Here is a 13,002-nt window from a genome sequence, read left to right on the forward strand (position 1 = left end):
CCGTCGGCGACGGGTGAGCCTCCAGGGCGGTCCTGACGGACTGCAGGATCCCGGAGCCGTCCTCGGTGATGCTGGAGTACGGCACCGGGACGGACCCTTGTCCGTAGGTCATGGCTGTGCCAGGGAAGGCGGGCATGAGTCGGTTCTCCTTCGGGGCCGCGCAGGGGACGCGCGGCGCAGCACGGGGGTTGAACCGGACGGACCCCGCACGAAAGGGGTGAGGGTGCCTGGTCCATCGGCTGGAGACCGGGAAACCGCTCGACGCCCTCGTCTTCCCGTCGGGTGAGGTGTGACGCACCGCGGAGCGGGAATCAGACGAGAAGAAGTTCGAATACAGCGTCAAGCGGCCGGAGTTGGAGCTTCCCGGTTCCGCTCACCAGTATCCGGCAGGACCCATAGGCTCAGCCCTGTTCAGGACTTGAAGAGCTGCTTCTTTCAAGTGGGGGATGCAACCATGCCTGCTGTTGAGCCGGTTGACGCGTACCAGAGGCGTAAGGCCGAGCTCGGCGCGGCCATCAAGGAGCGCCGGGAGGCCAAGCGGTGGACGCAGGCGATGCTCGGCAAGGCCATCGCGGTCGACCACACATACATCGCGCACTTCGAGAAGGGCCGTCACGTCCCCCGCCGTGACACCGCCCGCCGTATCGACAAGGCCCTGGAAGCCGGAGGGGTCATCTTCAAGCTCCGCGACGAGCTCGACGACAACCCCGACTCCCCACGCTGGCAGCGGTTCCTGCGCTCTCAGTCGCGCGCGAGCGCGATCTGCCATGTCACCAATATCGTGCCCGCGGTTCTGGAGACGCCGGAGCACACCCGGGCCGCTCTTGAGCACGGCCTGCAGTTCTACGGCGGCTCACTGGAAGACAAGATCACCTACCGGGCCGAGCTCCGCCGGACTCTCCGGTCACCCGACCCGCCGCACTTTGGATGCATTCTCTGGGAATCCGCTCTCCAGGTAGTCACCGGCAGCTCACAGGTGATGCGCGAACAGCTTCTGCACCTGATCGACCGTTCCCACGAGGCGCACGTCGATTTGAGAATCCTGCGCTTCGCGGACAGCGCTGGCCTGGTGGACACAGGGACAGTGGTGGTGTGGACCCGGTCGAACGGCACCAAACAAGCATGGCGTGACGAAGCCGGGAGCCCCGGGGTGTTCATCAGCGACAAGAGACGAGTCTCGAACTTGGCTCTTTTCTATGATCAACTGCGTTTCCATGCTCTTGGCCAGGAAGAGTCAAGAGCCTTTATCCGCAAGACTGTTGAGGATTTGTACCCGTGTCGACCAAACACCCTGACTTGTCCATAGCATCCTGGCGGTCCAGCACCCACAGCGGCAACGGCGGCCAGTGTCTTCAGGTCCCTGTCGAGAAGATCCCCGGCCTCATGCCGGTCCGGGACTCGAAGTGCCCGGACAGGGCGAGGCTGGCCTTCCCCGACGCGGCCTGGAGCTGCTTCGTGACCGCCGTCGCCGTACCGGACGGCCCCCCGTCCCCCTGACCACGACCATCAGTGGCCGGCGAAGGCGATGAGACACCACCTTCCTTCGCCGGCTTCCGGCGCGCTCACGCCGGACGACAGTCCGGACGCCAAGTCGGTGCGCAGGCACCTGGAGTGCGAGCGGCAGGCGGAGTCGGTCCGGCATCTGGTCCGTACGTGCCCTCGCCAGTGGAGACGGAGGCGTACCCCAGGATCAGCCTGGGCTGGGCCTTCCGCTGTGCTGGGGGCAACCTTCGCGTCATTGGCGATGCCGGGGTCATGCGGCGCCGGCTGGAGGTCACTTGCCGACCGCGTCCGGCGGGCTTGTCGGTGTCTTCTGCTGGATTACGACCACTCGATGGGCGGCTCGGGCGTAGTCGGCCGGAGTGGCACCGGGGCTGTGTGCCTCGCTGACGGCCGCGAGGAGGGCCAGGTACAACGAGTCGGTGTCGACCGGGTCTTCCAGCAGCTCGAAGGCGGCCGACCGGAGGCGGGCGATGCTGGCGCGGGTCTTCTTGCCGGCCTGGCCGCCCAGGTCGTGCTCGACGATCAGCTGCGCGTGCGTGTCCCCTACCTCGACGACGCGCATGCGCCTGTCCCGGGGCTTCATATCCGGCGCCAGGTCGCGGTACAGCTGTCCCTCCACGACGGTGGTCATGTCCTGTTCTCCTTCTCCGACGTGCGGTGGCGGTTCGGCGGCGTCGTTTGCCGAGCCTGTGGCTGCGCCCACGAGGGCTGCCCCGGCCCGGCGGCCCTTGTCCGGCGCCCGCGGGCCGGCTGCCGGCAGGCCCGCGATGCCCCGTCAGGCCGAACGCAGCGGGACGACCCGACGCTCGCCGGTGGCCTTCTCCCCCAGCCGGTAGACGGAGATGTTGCCGACCCGGTCCACCTCTTCGAGCCACCCGGCCTCGACGAGGTCCTTGCGTACCCGGGAGAACAGTGTCGGCGTCCAGCCGAGTTCTCCGGCAAGGCGGGTGGCCGTCTGCTTCACCGCCCCGCTGGGCAGCTTGGGCGCCACCGCGTACAGCTGGAGCAGGAGCCGCTGGTTCGGCTTGAGCCCCCTGGATTCACGCAGCACCGTCAGCGCCGTCTGGTCACCGCTGTCACTCATTCTGGATCCCCCTTCACAGGCCGGGTCGCGTATCGAGGCCGGGGATGTCCGGCGGGTTGTAGGCGCGGATGGTGCTGCGCTGCCCGAGAGCTTCCTCCTGGCTGGCGAAGTACGAGCTGACTTTGTAGAACTTCTGGCGGCCAAACTCCTCGGCGACGAAGAGCAGCCGGCGCCTGACCAGCTTGCGTTCGATCCGGCCGAGGGCATCGGGGCTGGTGCCGAGCCGCTTGGCGATCTGCCCCGTGGTCTGCATGACCGGCTGGTTGGGTCCCGGGCTCGCGCCGACGAACCACATCAGGACCCGGAACTCACGGTCGGTCAGCTCGGCCGCGGCCGCCAGGGCTTCGAGCCGGGCGTTGTCGATGGTGCTGTAGCCGGCGACGTAGCCGAAGCGCGCCCGCTTGCGGGGTTCGTCGCCGTCGCGGTGGCTCGGCTGCTGCGCAGGGCGTGCCATATCTCTCCGGTCGTCCGTCGTGCGGCATGTCCCATGAGTACATGCGAACCGTATCGGAAGCGGGATCCCTGAACCTCCGCGACATGTACTTCTAGGACATGCTTGCCGCTCCTGCAGTCCGGATATCCGGACTGCAGGAGCCGGATATGACGACTCCTCGAACCCCATATCCGATCCCAGGAACCGGATCCGATCACCCGAAGCCGCAGGTCATAGCCGGGTTCTGGCCGGTCCTCTCTTCGTGTCGCACACGAGGCGGGAGAACCGGCCGCCACCGCTTGGAGTCCGTCACGGCCCGGTACCCGAACCGGCGTGTCATCCGCCGCCACCACGGCAGCCCCTCGATCCCCCCTTCGGAACCCCGGCCACAGAACGGGCGGAACAGCGGCGCCCGGCTGCGGTCACGCAGGTGCGGGAGGTAGGCAGCCGGGCGGCCGGCCACGGCCGAACGGCGGCACCCCCACCGGCACCAGCCACGCCTCCCCGGTCTTCTCCTCGTCACGGCAGCAATGGGGGCACATCAGCTACCGATCCCGCCCTCGTACGGCGCCGCACCCGCCCACCGGCCCGCACGCGAAGCAGCATCAGCCACCGGTCCCGCCGACCACCGGCCCCGGCCCGCCCAGACCGCGCGAGCCGCAGCGCCCGGGCAGGGCGGTCACTCGGCCGCGAGATCGGCGTCGGTTGGCGGAGCCGGGTTGTGTCGTTCGACATGCCTGCCGGTGCACGGACTCGGAGCTTCGGCGGCCGGCACTCCGCCGTGCCCGGCATCCCGACGCTCGTCGTACCCCGCGCAGCTCTAGTGGTGCCCAGTCGCTGGTCCTGGAAGGGGCTTGCCCCAGATCTCGGCGACGGTCTAGTCATGGGCGAGCGCCCAACGTCTCCGACATCCACAGATTGTTATGGACCCTTATGTCGCAAGACGCCGGGAGATCAGGGAGCGGACCTCGGTTCTGGCCACCTCTTTTTTGCTTGACATGAAGGCCGATAGGAATCTCCTGCGGGCCGCAAAACGCAGCCTTCGAAGCCCTACACGTGGAGGTCTCCATGGCTCTCAGCCTCAGGTCGACGCGCTCCTGCGGTGCTGGACTGCCGTTCCCTGGCGTCCGTCCCCTGGTCGTCATCATTGTGCTGATCCTCTGTCTCAGGGACGGCGTCCGGCCGATCACCGAGCTCCTCTGCGCGCTGGCAACCCTCGTCGCGCTTCTCGCGGTTCAGACCCCGCGGCTCTCGAACACTGCTGGACCCGCCCAGTGAGTAAACGCAAGAACGAGCCTCAACGATGCAAGCGCTGCCGCGAAGAACGGGTCATGCAGTGCTCACACTGCGGCCGCGCGGCGCAGGTCTTCTGCCCGGAGTGTGACGACTTGCCAGCTGAGCTGAAACTGGCCGAGCAGCGGAAGGAGGAGCAAAGGAAGAAGCGTCGCGAGATGCGCAAGAAGATTGACCCGACAGCCGTGGACGAGGTCCTGGCAGCTCCGGACGGACAGCCGTGGTTCACCACCGAACAGGTGGCCGCCCAGTTGAGGATCAAGCCCAACTCCGTCTCGACAGTGAAGGACTTCCCCCAGCCGGACCGCTGGCGCGGCCGCAACTACTGGACTCAGGAGGCCCTCGACCAGTGGTGGAAAGAAAACCGGACCGTTGAGATCATCCCGCTCGACAGACAAGAGGATGCAGAAGTGAAACCTGCTGATGGCGTTCCGCCCCGAGGCCCCGACGGACGCTTCCTCCCACGAAGCGGTCAGCCCCAGGAAGGCACGGCATGAAGCACCTCCAGGAACTGAGCGAGCGCGAGTACTTCGCCTCCGTCCGGCAACGGCCCGGCATGTTCGTCGGGAAGACGTCCTTCGCTGTGCTGGCAGCCTTCCTCACCGGATATGACCAGCATGCGGTCCGTCACGGCAGTCCCGGACTTGCCGGCTGGCGCGAATGGCTGGTCACCCGCCGCGGCCAGGACTGCAACCACGCATGGGCTGGGCAAGTCCTCCACATCGCCCTGCCGAACGGGTGGGACAACATGTGGGACCTGCCGCCCGCAGACGAAAGACACACGATCGACGTGATGTTCCAGCTCCTCGACGCGTTCCTCGCCGAACGCGAAGTCGCATAGAACACCCGGCTGCCCAGGCTGAGCAAGACACCCAACAGCTGGACCTTGCTCAGCCTGGGCGCGCTCGGCATGGAGGCACCCTGACTGGGCACCGAGGACCGGCCGCTGACCGTGAGCAGCACAAGAGCGATAGCGGCCGAAGGCTGACCCTCCACCGCCGCGCTCAGTGCTCACCGGGCGCGGATTCCAACGTTCCCGCAGGAATCGGTGCTCACGGATTCGCGGAACCTGCAGCAGCGTTCACCGCATTCACCACCCGCTTCGCCGGGATACGCCCCGGAGCGAACACCCCAGCGGCCGGCTGAACGCACCACGGCACGCCTCTGCCTGCGGCGCTGCCGCGCTCCAGCACATGCCACCCGACACCGGCGATCCGGCTCTGCACCGGCTCGGGCACAGCAGGAGCAGCGGCGCTCAGAGGACCGGCCCACCCTGTGGCTGCGGGTGGGGACGGACCTGGGGCGCGCCCCGGACAATCGGCGCCTATGCATCGGGGGACTGGCCGAGTACCCGGAGAGGTGTGAGCGGGCGTCGCCCCTCTGACCGCGAACCAGGCCCACATCGCCGTGTACGTGCGCGAGTTGGCCTCGCGGCCGAGCCACTGGGGCGCGAATGTGGTCTCGGTCGATCGGGATCGGGCCTGGCCAACGCCACCGTCCAGCAGCGCCTGGTGGTCCGGGTGCACCCGGGACCGGACAGTTCCTCCGTCCGCCGAGCGCGACGTCGCCGTGCCGGCACGGCGACTCCGGGGCCTGTGGTCATCCGGCCCAGTCCTTGAGGGTGGCGGCTATCTGGCGTACGTCGGCTGTACCGGCCAGGGTCTGTTCGACGAGGTCTGCGGTTTCCTTGCTGGATACGGTGACGGTCAGGCCGCAGGCGCGCAGGAAGCCGGAGGCGACGGACAGGGCGAAGATCTCGTTCGAGTGTTCAAGGGCCGGGATGCGCAGGAGGCTCTGGAAGAGGGCGGCGGCCCGGTGGTGGGGCTCGGTGTAGACCGGTACTCCCATGACCTCGTCGGCGTGGCGGGCCACCGCCGCCCCGGTCGAGCCCCAGTCCGAAATCTGTGGGTCTGCAGGGAGCCGCTGCTGGGCGATTTCGAGGAGCCAGGCGCGGTCGATCGTCAGCTGCACGGCAGAGCGGTCCCCGTCACGCGGCGCGGTCGGCAGCGGCCGCCGGCCCGAAACGGGCGGCGAACTCGTCGGCGTGCTGGTCGATGCAGTCCTGCGCGCCCTCCAGGAAGCGGGCGCGCGTCAGGTTGTCCTCCAGGACTGTGCCGGCGTATGCCTCCGGGTCGATGTGCTTGTCCGCGGCCGCGCGCTGGAGATCGGCGTAGGCCTCGTCGCTCAGATGGACCTCGATTTTCCGCATGATGACACGGTAACGAGGAGCAGCCCGGCCGGGAACGGAATGAGCCGTCTACGCGTGCGGGGGCCGCAGGCGGTGCGCCTGGCTACCCGGCCGGCCGGCCGCCTGCACCGTACGCAGAACTGAACGGGCGGGTTTCGTCGTTGCTCGGGAGCCGATCTGGGTCAGCGCGGGCTGGAGCGCGGAAGGGGAACGCCGCACTGCGTAGAGGTCCCTGCTGAGCACGCCGACGCGGAACGCGTCCCATGCCTCGGCGGTGAAGCGGAGGGGGTGGAGGCGGGTGTCCTTGGAGTCGCGGACGGCGAGGCCGCCGCCGGGGAGATCGGTGATCTCGACGCAGTTGCCCTCGCCTCCGCTGTGGGAGGACTTGCGCCAGGTGGCGGCGGAGAGGTCGTGCGCGTACAGCTCCGCCTTGGGTCCGTTCACTTTGGGCTGCCTTCTTCAACGCGTGTGATCAGTGCCAGGGAGTCGTCCACCGGGAGTGCTGCGGCGACGATCCGTTCGAAGGAGCCGGAGAAGATGCGGACGTCTTCGACGCCTTCGACGTAGGAGTTGCCCCTGAGGTTCTCCACGGTCACCAGGTCCGGCATGGGGCCGGGGAAGTTCACGACGGTGAATCCCCCGACCACCCCGGGGTGCGGGGTGGCGTCCAGGGGCATGACCTGGAGCGTGACGTTGGGCAGCTCCGCCACGTCGAGGAGCCGCCGGAGCTGTTCGCGCATGGTGGCCGGCCGCACGGCGAATCGCTGGTGCAGTACGGCTTCCGCGATCACGGCCCACACCTGGAGCGGTCCTTGTGGGCGTGTGAGGACGGCCTGCCGTGCCATGCGGACCTCGGCGAGCGCGGCGACCTCCTCGGGGGTGCGGGTGACGGCGGAGGCCGCGATCATCTCGCGGGCGTACGAGGCGCATTGCAGCAGGCCGGGGACGAGGGTGGGCGACCATTCGCAGACCCGCTCGGCGTCGGACTCCAGCGACAGGTAGTCCGCGTAGGAGGGCGACATGATGCCGCTGTAGGTCTGCCACCAGCCCTTCTTGCCCGCGTCCTTCGCGAGGTTCTCCAGCGCGGTGAACACCTCGGGGCTGGTCACGCCGTACGCCTTGAGGAGGTCGGTGACCTCGGCGGGGCGGATGCCGGCGGCCGCGTTCTCGACCTTGGACATCTTCGGTGCCTTCCAGCCCATGGCCGCTGCCGCGCCGTCGAGGGTCAGGCCGGCGTCGTTGCGGAGCTTGCGCAGTGCGGAGCCGAGACGGCGGCGCCGGATCGTCGGTACCACGGGGCTGTTGGGCATATGCGCAGTGTTTCACCACCGCCGGGAGAGCGGGAGCCCCCTCTTCAGATCACCCGAACGAGTTAGGTGGAAATCTTGCCCCCTCGGGGGGATTGGGTCCATCCTCTACGGAAAGGCCGCCAGGGCAGCCAACTGGCTTTCCTGGTACGGCACTTGAATCGATCTTGCGCGGGCGGAAGCCTGTGCGGACGGAGGGGCCATGGCCACCATGGCGGACGAGAGAGCTCCGGCTGTCCCAGGCTTCTACCTCACCCGGAGGCCCGGCGGATTCGCGGTTCACATGCACTCCAGCGCCGAACACCTGCGCCGCGTACGGCGTATGACCGGTACGGCGCTGCGGGAGGCCGGAGTGGCCCATGAGGTCGCCGAGGACGCGCAGTTGGTGGCGAGTGAGCTGATCGGCAACGCGGTGGCCCGCTGCGGCCCCTTCGTGCCCCTGGTCGTGGAGGTCGCAGCCGAGCCCGTCGCGGTCTCGGTCAAGGTCCACGACCCGGACAGCGGACACCTGCCCCGCCGGGCCCAGGTGCGGCTGGACGACCCGTCGGCCGAGTCCGGGCGGGGGCTGCCCCTGCTGGACCAGCTGGCACCGGGCTGGCACACCGTCATCACGCCGGTCGGCAAGCAGATCCGCTGCCGCGTGCCGTACGGGAGAGGTGGAGACCATGGCTGACGAGACCGGCGGCCGGCTGCCGTTCAGCGTGCGCTTCGACGCGGCCTCACGTGAGGTCGTGGTGATGATGACCTTCGGGAATCCGCCCCGGCAGACGATGCGGCGCAAGGCGTTCTCCTCTCTGGAGGCGGTGGCCGTCGCGGTCGCCGAGCACCACCACGAAGCCTTCCTCCAGGCGACGCTGGCCGGCGAACTGGCCTCCGCCGCGATCGCCCACCTCGGCGCGGACCCCGGCCGTCTGGAGGAAGCCGTGCGCGCGCTGTCCGATCCGGCCAGCACCGTGCCGCTGGGCGCGATCCTCCACGGCGAGAAGCAGCCGTGACCAAGCCCCTGCCCCGCCGGTGACTCTCCTTCGCGGGTCCGGCCGGGCAGGCCGCACCACCCTGTACCACCGCCAGGCCAGCCGGCCGGGCGGCCACCGTGGCGGACAGTGAGGTCCGGCACCGGCAAGGAGAGGGGAACCGTCATGAGCGAGAAGTCCGGTGACGAGCGGGAGACGGCGAGGCCCGCGTACGAGGCGCCGAAGGTGACACCGGTGGGCACGTTCGCCGCCGACACCCTCGGGGACGTCAGCGTCGGCCAGAGCGACGACTCCGACGCGGGCCAGTACTACACGCCGTCCGTCGCTCCGTCTCACAGCTCGTGACCGAGGCGGCCGGTGCGCACAGGCCGCCGTGGTTCTGTGTCCTGCCCGATCACGACGCTGCCGGGCCCATGGCTCTGCGGCTCGCCGAGCAGGACGCGGCCCGCACTCTCCGGCACAGCTCCGGCCGGCCGTGGCTGATCGCGTTCGGGTGGGGGCAGAGGCTGCGGACGGTCGCGGCCGGTCCGCTGAAGGTGGTGCTGATCGGATTCTGCCCGGTCAGCACCGCCCGCCTTCGGGACCTGACCGCCAAGGCCGCCGAGACCGGCGACAACGAGGAGCTGTCCGCGCTGCCCGGCAGCTACTACTTGCTCACCTCCCGCCGGCACGCCCGTACCGCTCGCGGAGACGTCGCGGGCCTCAACCGGCTCTACTACGCGCACGTCGACGGCACTGTGGTGCTGTGCAGCAGCTCGCGCCGCCTGGCCCGGGAAGCGGGTGCCGGGGTGGACGAGCGATGGGTGGCCCTGCGCATGCTCGCCCCCCACGCGCCCGCGCCGCTGCTTTTCAGCCGCAGCCCCTACCAGGGCATCAGGCCCGTCCCTCCGGGCTGCAAGGCCACGCTGACCCCGACGGGCAAACTGGACATCACCCGCTACTGGACTCCACCCGTTGCCGAACTACCCCTGAACCTGGGGGCGGAGCGGTTACGGGACGTACTGGCCAGGGCAGTCGCCATCCGGGTGGCGTCGTCACCGGTGGCGAGCGTCCAGCTGTCGGGCGGGCTGGACTCGGCGGCACTCGCCGCCCTGGCCGCCCGGGCGCGCCCCGCTTCCACGACACTGCTGGTCACCGTCGGCTCCAGGGCAGCGGACAACCCCGACGAGCGATGGGCCCGCCGCGCGGCCGGCCTGCTGGAGGGGACGGACCACCTGGTCCTCGGCCCCGGCGGCTATCCGCAGATCTTCCAGGACCTCAAGGACGCCCAGTTCGCGCTCGACGAGCCCGCCCCGTTCGCGTCCTCGGCGGCCCGCTTGCGCCACACCCTGCGCGTGCTCGCCGGGCGTGGTAGCGGTGCGCACCTCAACGGCCAGGGCGGGGACGAGACGTTGGTGGCACCGTTGTCCTACCTGTTCCCGGCGGCCCGCCGCAGCCCGTACCGCGCCTGGTGGCACCTGCTCGGCCATGCGGCCCTCAACCGCACCAGCAGCCTCCGGCTCGCCCAGGCCGCGGCAGCGGCGTCCACGGCCACCTACCGGCAGTGGCTGCGCCGCGCAGCTGACCGGCTGACCACTGCGGCCGGCCCAGCCGCCGCCCTGGCGGGGTGGGAGGCGACGCCGCAGCTCCCGCCCTGGACCACACGGGAGGTGACCGGCAGTCTGCGGCGAGAGCTGCTGGCAGCCGCGGAAAGTGCTGAACCGGTGTCGCAGGACGTCACCGTGCACGGGGCCGTGATGCGGATCCGGTCGGTCGCACGCCGCGCGAGTCTGTACCGCGACGTCATGGACACGGCCGGCATCTCCGGGCACTTCCCCTACCTGGACCGCGCCGTCATCGAAACGGCGCTGGCGACACGACCGGAGGACAGAACCGATCCGTGGACACCAAAGCCCTTGCTCACAGCGGCGGTTGCCCCGCTGGGGCCGCCGGGCCTGCTGATCCGGCGGGACAAGGGCCACTACAACCACGACATCCACGCCGGTCTCGCCGCCCACCATCACGAGGTCATCGGGCTGTTCCACGGCTCGGCCCTCGGCAAAGCCGGACTGATCGACGAGACGGCGGTCCGCCGGGGCATCGCCGAGGCCGCTGCCCACCGCGTCCCGCCCGCGTTCATCACCGAGACGGTCGCCCTGGAGCTGTGGCTCCGCGCCGCCCGTCCCTGACCGGAGGAGTCGCCTCATGCCCTTCCACCTGCGGCACGGTGTCCAGCAGGTCAACGCCGACGGCTCGCCGATGCTGTTCAACACCCGCACCGGCCACTACTTCACGCTCAACGCCTCCGCCGCCACCGCCCTCGCTCTCCTCATCCGCCACGGTGAAGAAGAGGCCGCGACTGCCCTCACCGCCGCCTACGGCACCACCAGGGACCGGGCGGCACACGACGTACGCGCGATGATCGCCGGCCTGACCGGCCTGCGGCTGCTGGAGCGGCGATGAGCACGGTCGTCGCCCTGCCCGAACGCGTCCGTCTCAGCACACGCGAACAGGCCGCAGGCCACCTCGCGGTCGGCGCGGCCCATCTGATCACCGCAGTGCTCGCCACCCGCCCGGCCCGGTTGAAGACCGCACTGGCCCTCTTCGCACACCGGGCCACGCCCGCGACCACGGCCCAGGCCGCCCGCGCCCGGACGGTGGTGTGCACGGTCAGCCCCCGCTGCGGCAGCGGCTACGGCTGCCTGCCCCGCTCCATCGCCACCGCTCTGCTGTGCCGCCTGGCCGGCACCTGGCCCGAGTGGAAGAGCGGCGTACGGTTCCCGCCGCTCACCTCCCACGCCTGGGTCGAGGCCGACGGCGCGCCCGTCGGCGAAGACCCGCACACGATCAGCACGTTCACCGCGACCCTGACCGTCCCTCCCGGAGGAGCCCCGTGACCGACCAGACCACCACCGGCCCGTCCCTGGCCACCCGCATGGCCGCCTACGCCGCCCGGTTGCGCGAGCGCGGCGCGATCCGCACCAGCGACGTGCAGCGGGCCTTCGCCACCGTCCCCCGGCACCTGTTCCTGCCCGGCGGCTACTACACCAGCGGCCGTTACGTCCCCGTCCCCGACGCCCCCGGCCCGGAACTCCTGGCGCACATCTACTCCGACACCGCCCTGATGACCCACGTCCCCGCAAGCCAGGACGCCGCCGGCCGGTACAGCTCCACCTCCCAGCCCCGCGTCATCGCGGCCATGCTCGAAGCCCTCCACCTCGCCCCCGGCATGAGGGTCCTGGAGGTCGGAGCCGGCACCGGCTACAACGCGAGCCTGATCGCCGCCATCACCGGCACCGAAGTCGTCACCATCGACGTCTCCCCCGTCATCGTCACCGAGGCCGCCCGCGCCGCTAAGCGGGCCGGTCAGAAGAACGTCACCGCGCTGCCCGCCGACGGCTACCTCGGCCACCCCGCCAAAGGCCCCTACGACCGGATCGTGGTCACCTGCGGCGTCACCGGCATCTCCCCCCACTGGCTCGACCAGCTCACCGAAGACGGGCTGATCGTCGCCCCCGTCGCGCACGGCGGCTTCCACCCCACCCTCGCCGTCACCCGCGACGGCTCCCAACTCGTCGGCCGTGGCGTGGCGTCCAGTGACTTCATGTCCGCCGCAGGCCCCCTCTACGTATGGCCGGCCGGACAGACCCCCGCCCTGACACAGCCACTGGAGCCCCGGCCACTGACCACCCGGGAGAACGCCGGCCCCGCCCTGGAGCCGGAGGCGTACTACGACCTGTGGTTCCGCCTCGGCACCCGGACCGGCCGCACCACCCGCGCCCGCATCCAGGGCCTCGACCCCGCCCAGGGCATGGCCTGCCTCCACACCCCCCGCCGAGGCGCCGCCTGGATCCAGCGCACCGGCCACCTCCACCACACCGGCGACCAAGCCATCGCCGACGACCTCCAAACCCTCGTGGACAACTGGGTGGAACTCGGCCGACCAGGCATCACCGACCACTACACGGTCCTCGAACGGGCACGGGAAGACGTGCCGCTCCACTACCCCGCCGGCTGGCGGCTGCACGAGGACTACCGCCGAGACTGACCGGGCTGCCTCTGTCAGCGAACGGGGCTGGCCAATGCCGCTGAGACGGCATCCGAGCGAATCTGTGACAACGGGTAGAACTCCCAGCCGGCCCCGCACCAGGGCAGCCCCCGGACGAGGGCCGGGTTGTGCCGTTCGACAAGCCTGTCCGCGCACGGACTCGGAGCCTCGGCAACGCCCGGAACACTCATAC

Annotated in this window: 18 protein-coding genes; 11 read left to right on the forward strand and 7 right to left on the reverse strand. The window is 70.0% G+C overall.

From position 1 onward, the window contains the following. Positions 1 to 454 precede the first annotated feature (454 nt). Both ACFP1Z_RS28465 and ACFP1Z_RS28470 read left to right on the forward strand, forming a co-directional pair. Complete coding sequence (locus tag ACFP1Z_RS28465; protein WP_390320539.1) at positions 455 to 1,306, forward strand: helix-turn-helix domain-containing protein; 852 nt, start codon at positions 455 to 457, stop codon at positions 1,304 to 1,306. Then, the gene (locus ACFP1Z_RS28470; RefSeq protein ID WP_390320541.1) at positions 1,297 to 1,497 is read left to right on the forward strand and encodes a DUF397 domain-containing protein; all 201 of its coding nucleotides are present in this window, start codon (positions 1,297 to 1,299) and stop codon (positions 1,495 to 1,497) included. The genes ACFP1Z_RS28465 and ACFP1Z_RS28470 overlap by 10 nt, the downstream gene beginning before the upstream one ends. A gap of 277 nt (positions 1,498 to 1,774) precedes the next feature. Here ACFP1Z_RS28470 and ACFP1Z_RS28475 read toward each other — a convergent pair whose 3' ends face one another. From ACFP1Z_RS28475 to ACFP1Z_RS28485, 3 genes are all read right to left on the reverse strand, one after another. Further along, entirely contained in the window at positions 1,775 to 2,134 is a 360-nt protein-coding gene (locus ACFP1Z_RS28475; RefSeq protein ID WP_390320542.1) for a DUF6354 family protein, read from the reverse strand. Between the two features lie 144 nt (positions 2,135 to 2,278). Next, positions 2,279 to 2,587, reverse strand: a complete 309-nt coding sequence (locus tag ACFP1Z_RS28480) for a replication initiation protein, RepL2 (protein ID WP_390320543.1) — start codon at positions 2,585 to 2,587, stop codon at positions 2,279 to 2,281. A 13-nt stretch (positions 2,588 to 2,600) separates the two neighbouring features. Continuing rightward, complete coding sequence (locus ACFP1Z_RS28485; RefSeq protein ID WP_390320544.1) at positions 2,601 to 3,041, reverse strand: hypothetical protein; 441 nt, start codon at positions 3,039 to 3,041, stop codon at positions 2,601 to 2,603. Between the two features lie 1,253 nt (positions 3,042 to 4,294). Between ACFP1Z_RS28485 and ACFP1Z_RS28490 the strand changes: the two genes are divergently transcribed. Next, positions 4,295 to 4,810 (forward strand): hypothetical protein, encoded by a 516-nt coding sequence (locus ACFP1Z_RS28490; protein WP_390320546.1) that lies wholly within the window; start codon positions 4,295 to 4,297, stop codon positions 4,808 to 4,810. Then, positions 4,807 to 5,154 carry a hypothetical protein gene (locus ACFP1Z_RS28495; RefSeq protein ID WP_390320547.1) on the forward strand — a complete coding sequence of 116 codons (348 nt, stop codon included), beginning with the start codon at positions 4,807 to 4,809 and terminating at the stop codon, positions 5,152 to 5,154. The genes ACFP1Z_RS28490 and ACFP1Z_RS28495 overlap by 4 nt, the downstream gene beginning before the upstream one ends. 758 nt (positions 5,155 to 5,912) lie before the next feature. Here the strand turns inward: ACFP1Z_RS28495 and ACFP1Z_RS28500 are convergent. The 4 genes from ACFP1Z_RS28500 to ACFP1Z_RS28515 are packed head-to-tail and all read right to left on the reverse strand — an operon-like array spanning position 5,913 to position 7,811. Continuing rightward, a complete protein-coding gene (locus tag ACFP1Z_RS28500) occupies positions 5,913 to 6,284 on the reverse strand; it encodes a fic family toxin-antitoxin system, toxin component (RefSeq protein ID WP_390320548.1) in 372 nt (123 codons plus the stop codon). A 16-nt stretch (positions 6,285 to 6,300) separates the two neighbouring features. Next, a complete protein-coding gene (locus tag ACFP1Z_RS28505; RefSeq protein ID WP_390320549.1) occupies positions 6,301 to 6,522 on the reverse strand; it encodes a hypothetical protein in 222 nt (73 codons plus the stop codon). A gap of 48 nt (positions 6,523 to 6,570) precedes the next feature. Further along, positions 6,571 to 6,945 (reverse strand): DUF397 domain-containing protein, encoded by a 375-nt coding sequence (locus ACFP1Z_RS28510; protein ID WP_390320550.1) that lies wholly within the window; start codon positions 6,943 to 6,945, stop codon positions 6,571 to 6,573. Next, positions 6,942 to 7,811: a helix-turn-helix domain-containing protein gene (locus ACFP1Z_RS28515; RefSeq protein ID WP_390320551.1), complete on the reverse strand. Its 870-nt coding sequence runs from the start codon at positions 7,809 to 7,811 to the stop codon at positions 6,942 to 6,944. Before ACFP1Z_RS28515 ends, ACFP1Z_RS28510 begins: the two co-directional genes overlap by 4 nt. A gap of 280 nt (positions 7,812 to 8,091) precedes the next feature. Here ACFP1Z_RS28515 and ACFP1Z_RS28520 point away from each other — a divergent pair, with 280 nt between their 5' ends. The 7 genes from ACFP1Z_RS28520 to ACFP1Z_RS28550 all read left to right on the forward strand — a co-directional run bounded on the left by ACFP1Z_RS28520 (position 8,092) and on the right by ACFP1Z_RS28550 (position 12,809). Further along, positions 8,092 to 8,481, forward strand: coding sequence for an ATP-binding protein (locus tag ACFP1Z_RS28520; protein ID WP_390320552.1), 390 nt, complete (start codon positions 8,092 to 8,094; stop codon positions 8,479 to 8,481). Continuing rightward, on the forward strand, positions 8,474 to 8,803 hold the full coding sequence (locus ACFP1Z_RS28525; RefSeq protein WP_390320554.1) for a hypothetical protein: 330 nt from the start codon (positions 8,474 to 8,476) through the stop codon (positions 8,801 to 8,803). Before ACFP1Z_RS28520 ends, ACFP1Z_RS28525 begins: the two co-directional genes overlap by 8 nt. A 144-nt stretch (positions 8,804 to 8,947) precedes the next feature. Continuing rightward, positions 8,948 to 9,127 (forward strand): lasso RiPP family leader peptide-containing protein, encoded by a 180-nt coding sequence (locus ACFP1Z_RS28530; protein ID WP_390320555.1) that lies wholly within the window; start codon positions 8,948 to 8,950, stop codon positions 9,125 to 9,127. 68 nt (positions 9,128 to 9,195) lie between these two features. Further along, a complete protein-coding gene (locus tag ACFP1Z_RS28535; RefSeq protein ID WP_390320556.1) occupies positions 9,196 to 10,950 on the forward strand; it encodes an asparagine synthase-related protein in 1,755 nt (584 codons plus the stop codon). 16 nt (positions 10,951 to 10,966) lie between these two features. Further along, positions 10,967 to 11,224, forward strand: coding sequence for a PqqD family peptide modification chaperone (locus tag ACFP1Z_RS28540; RefSeq protein WP_390320557.1), 258 nt, complete (start codon positions 10,967 to 10,969; stop codon positions 11,222 to 11,224). Beyond that, the gene (locus ACFP1Z_RS28545) at positions 11,221 to 11,658 is read left to right on the forward strand and encodes a lasso peptide biosynthesis B2 protein (RefSeq protein ID WP_390320558.1); all 438 of its coding nucleotides are present in this window, start codon (positions 11,221 to 11,223) and stop codon (positions 11,656 to 11,658) included. The genes ACFP1Z_RS28540 and ACFP1Z_RS28545 overlap by 4 nt, the downstream gene beginning before the upstream one ends. Next, positions 11,655 to 12,809 carry a protein-L-isoaspartate O-methyltransferase family protein gene (locus tag ACFP1Z_RS28550; RefSeq protein WP_390320559.1) on the forward strand — a complete coding sequence of 385 codons (1,155 nt, stop codon included), beginning with the start codon at positions 11,655 to 11,657 and terminating at the stop codon, positions 12,807 to 12,809. Before ACFP1Z_RS28545 ends, ACFP1Z_RS28550 begins: the two co-directional genes overlap by 4 nt. Positions 12,810 to 13,002 lie beyond the last annotated feature (193 nt).

It is taken from the genome of Streptomyces gamaensis (assembly GCF_042656465.1).
In the GTDB taxonomy this organism is placed as follows: Bacteria; Actinomycetota; Actinomycetes; order Streptomycetales; family Streptomycetaceae; genus Streptomyces; species Streptomyces gamaensis.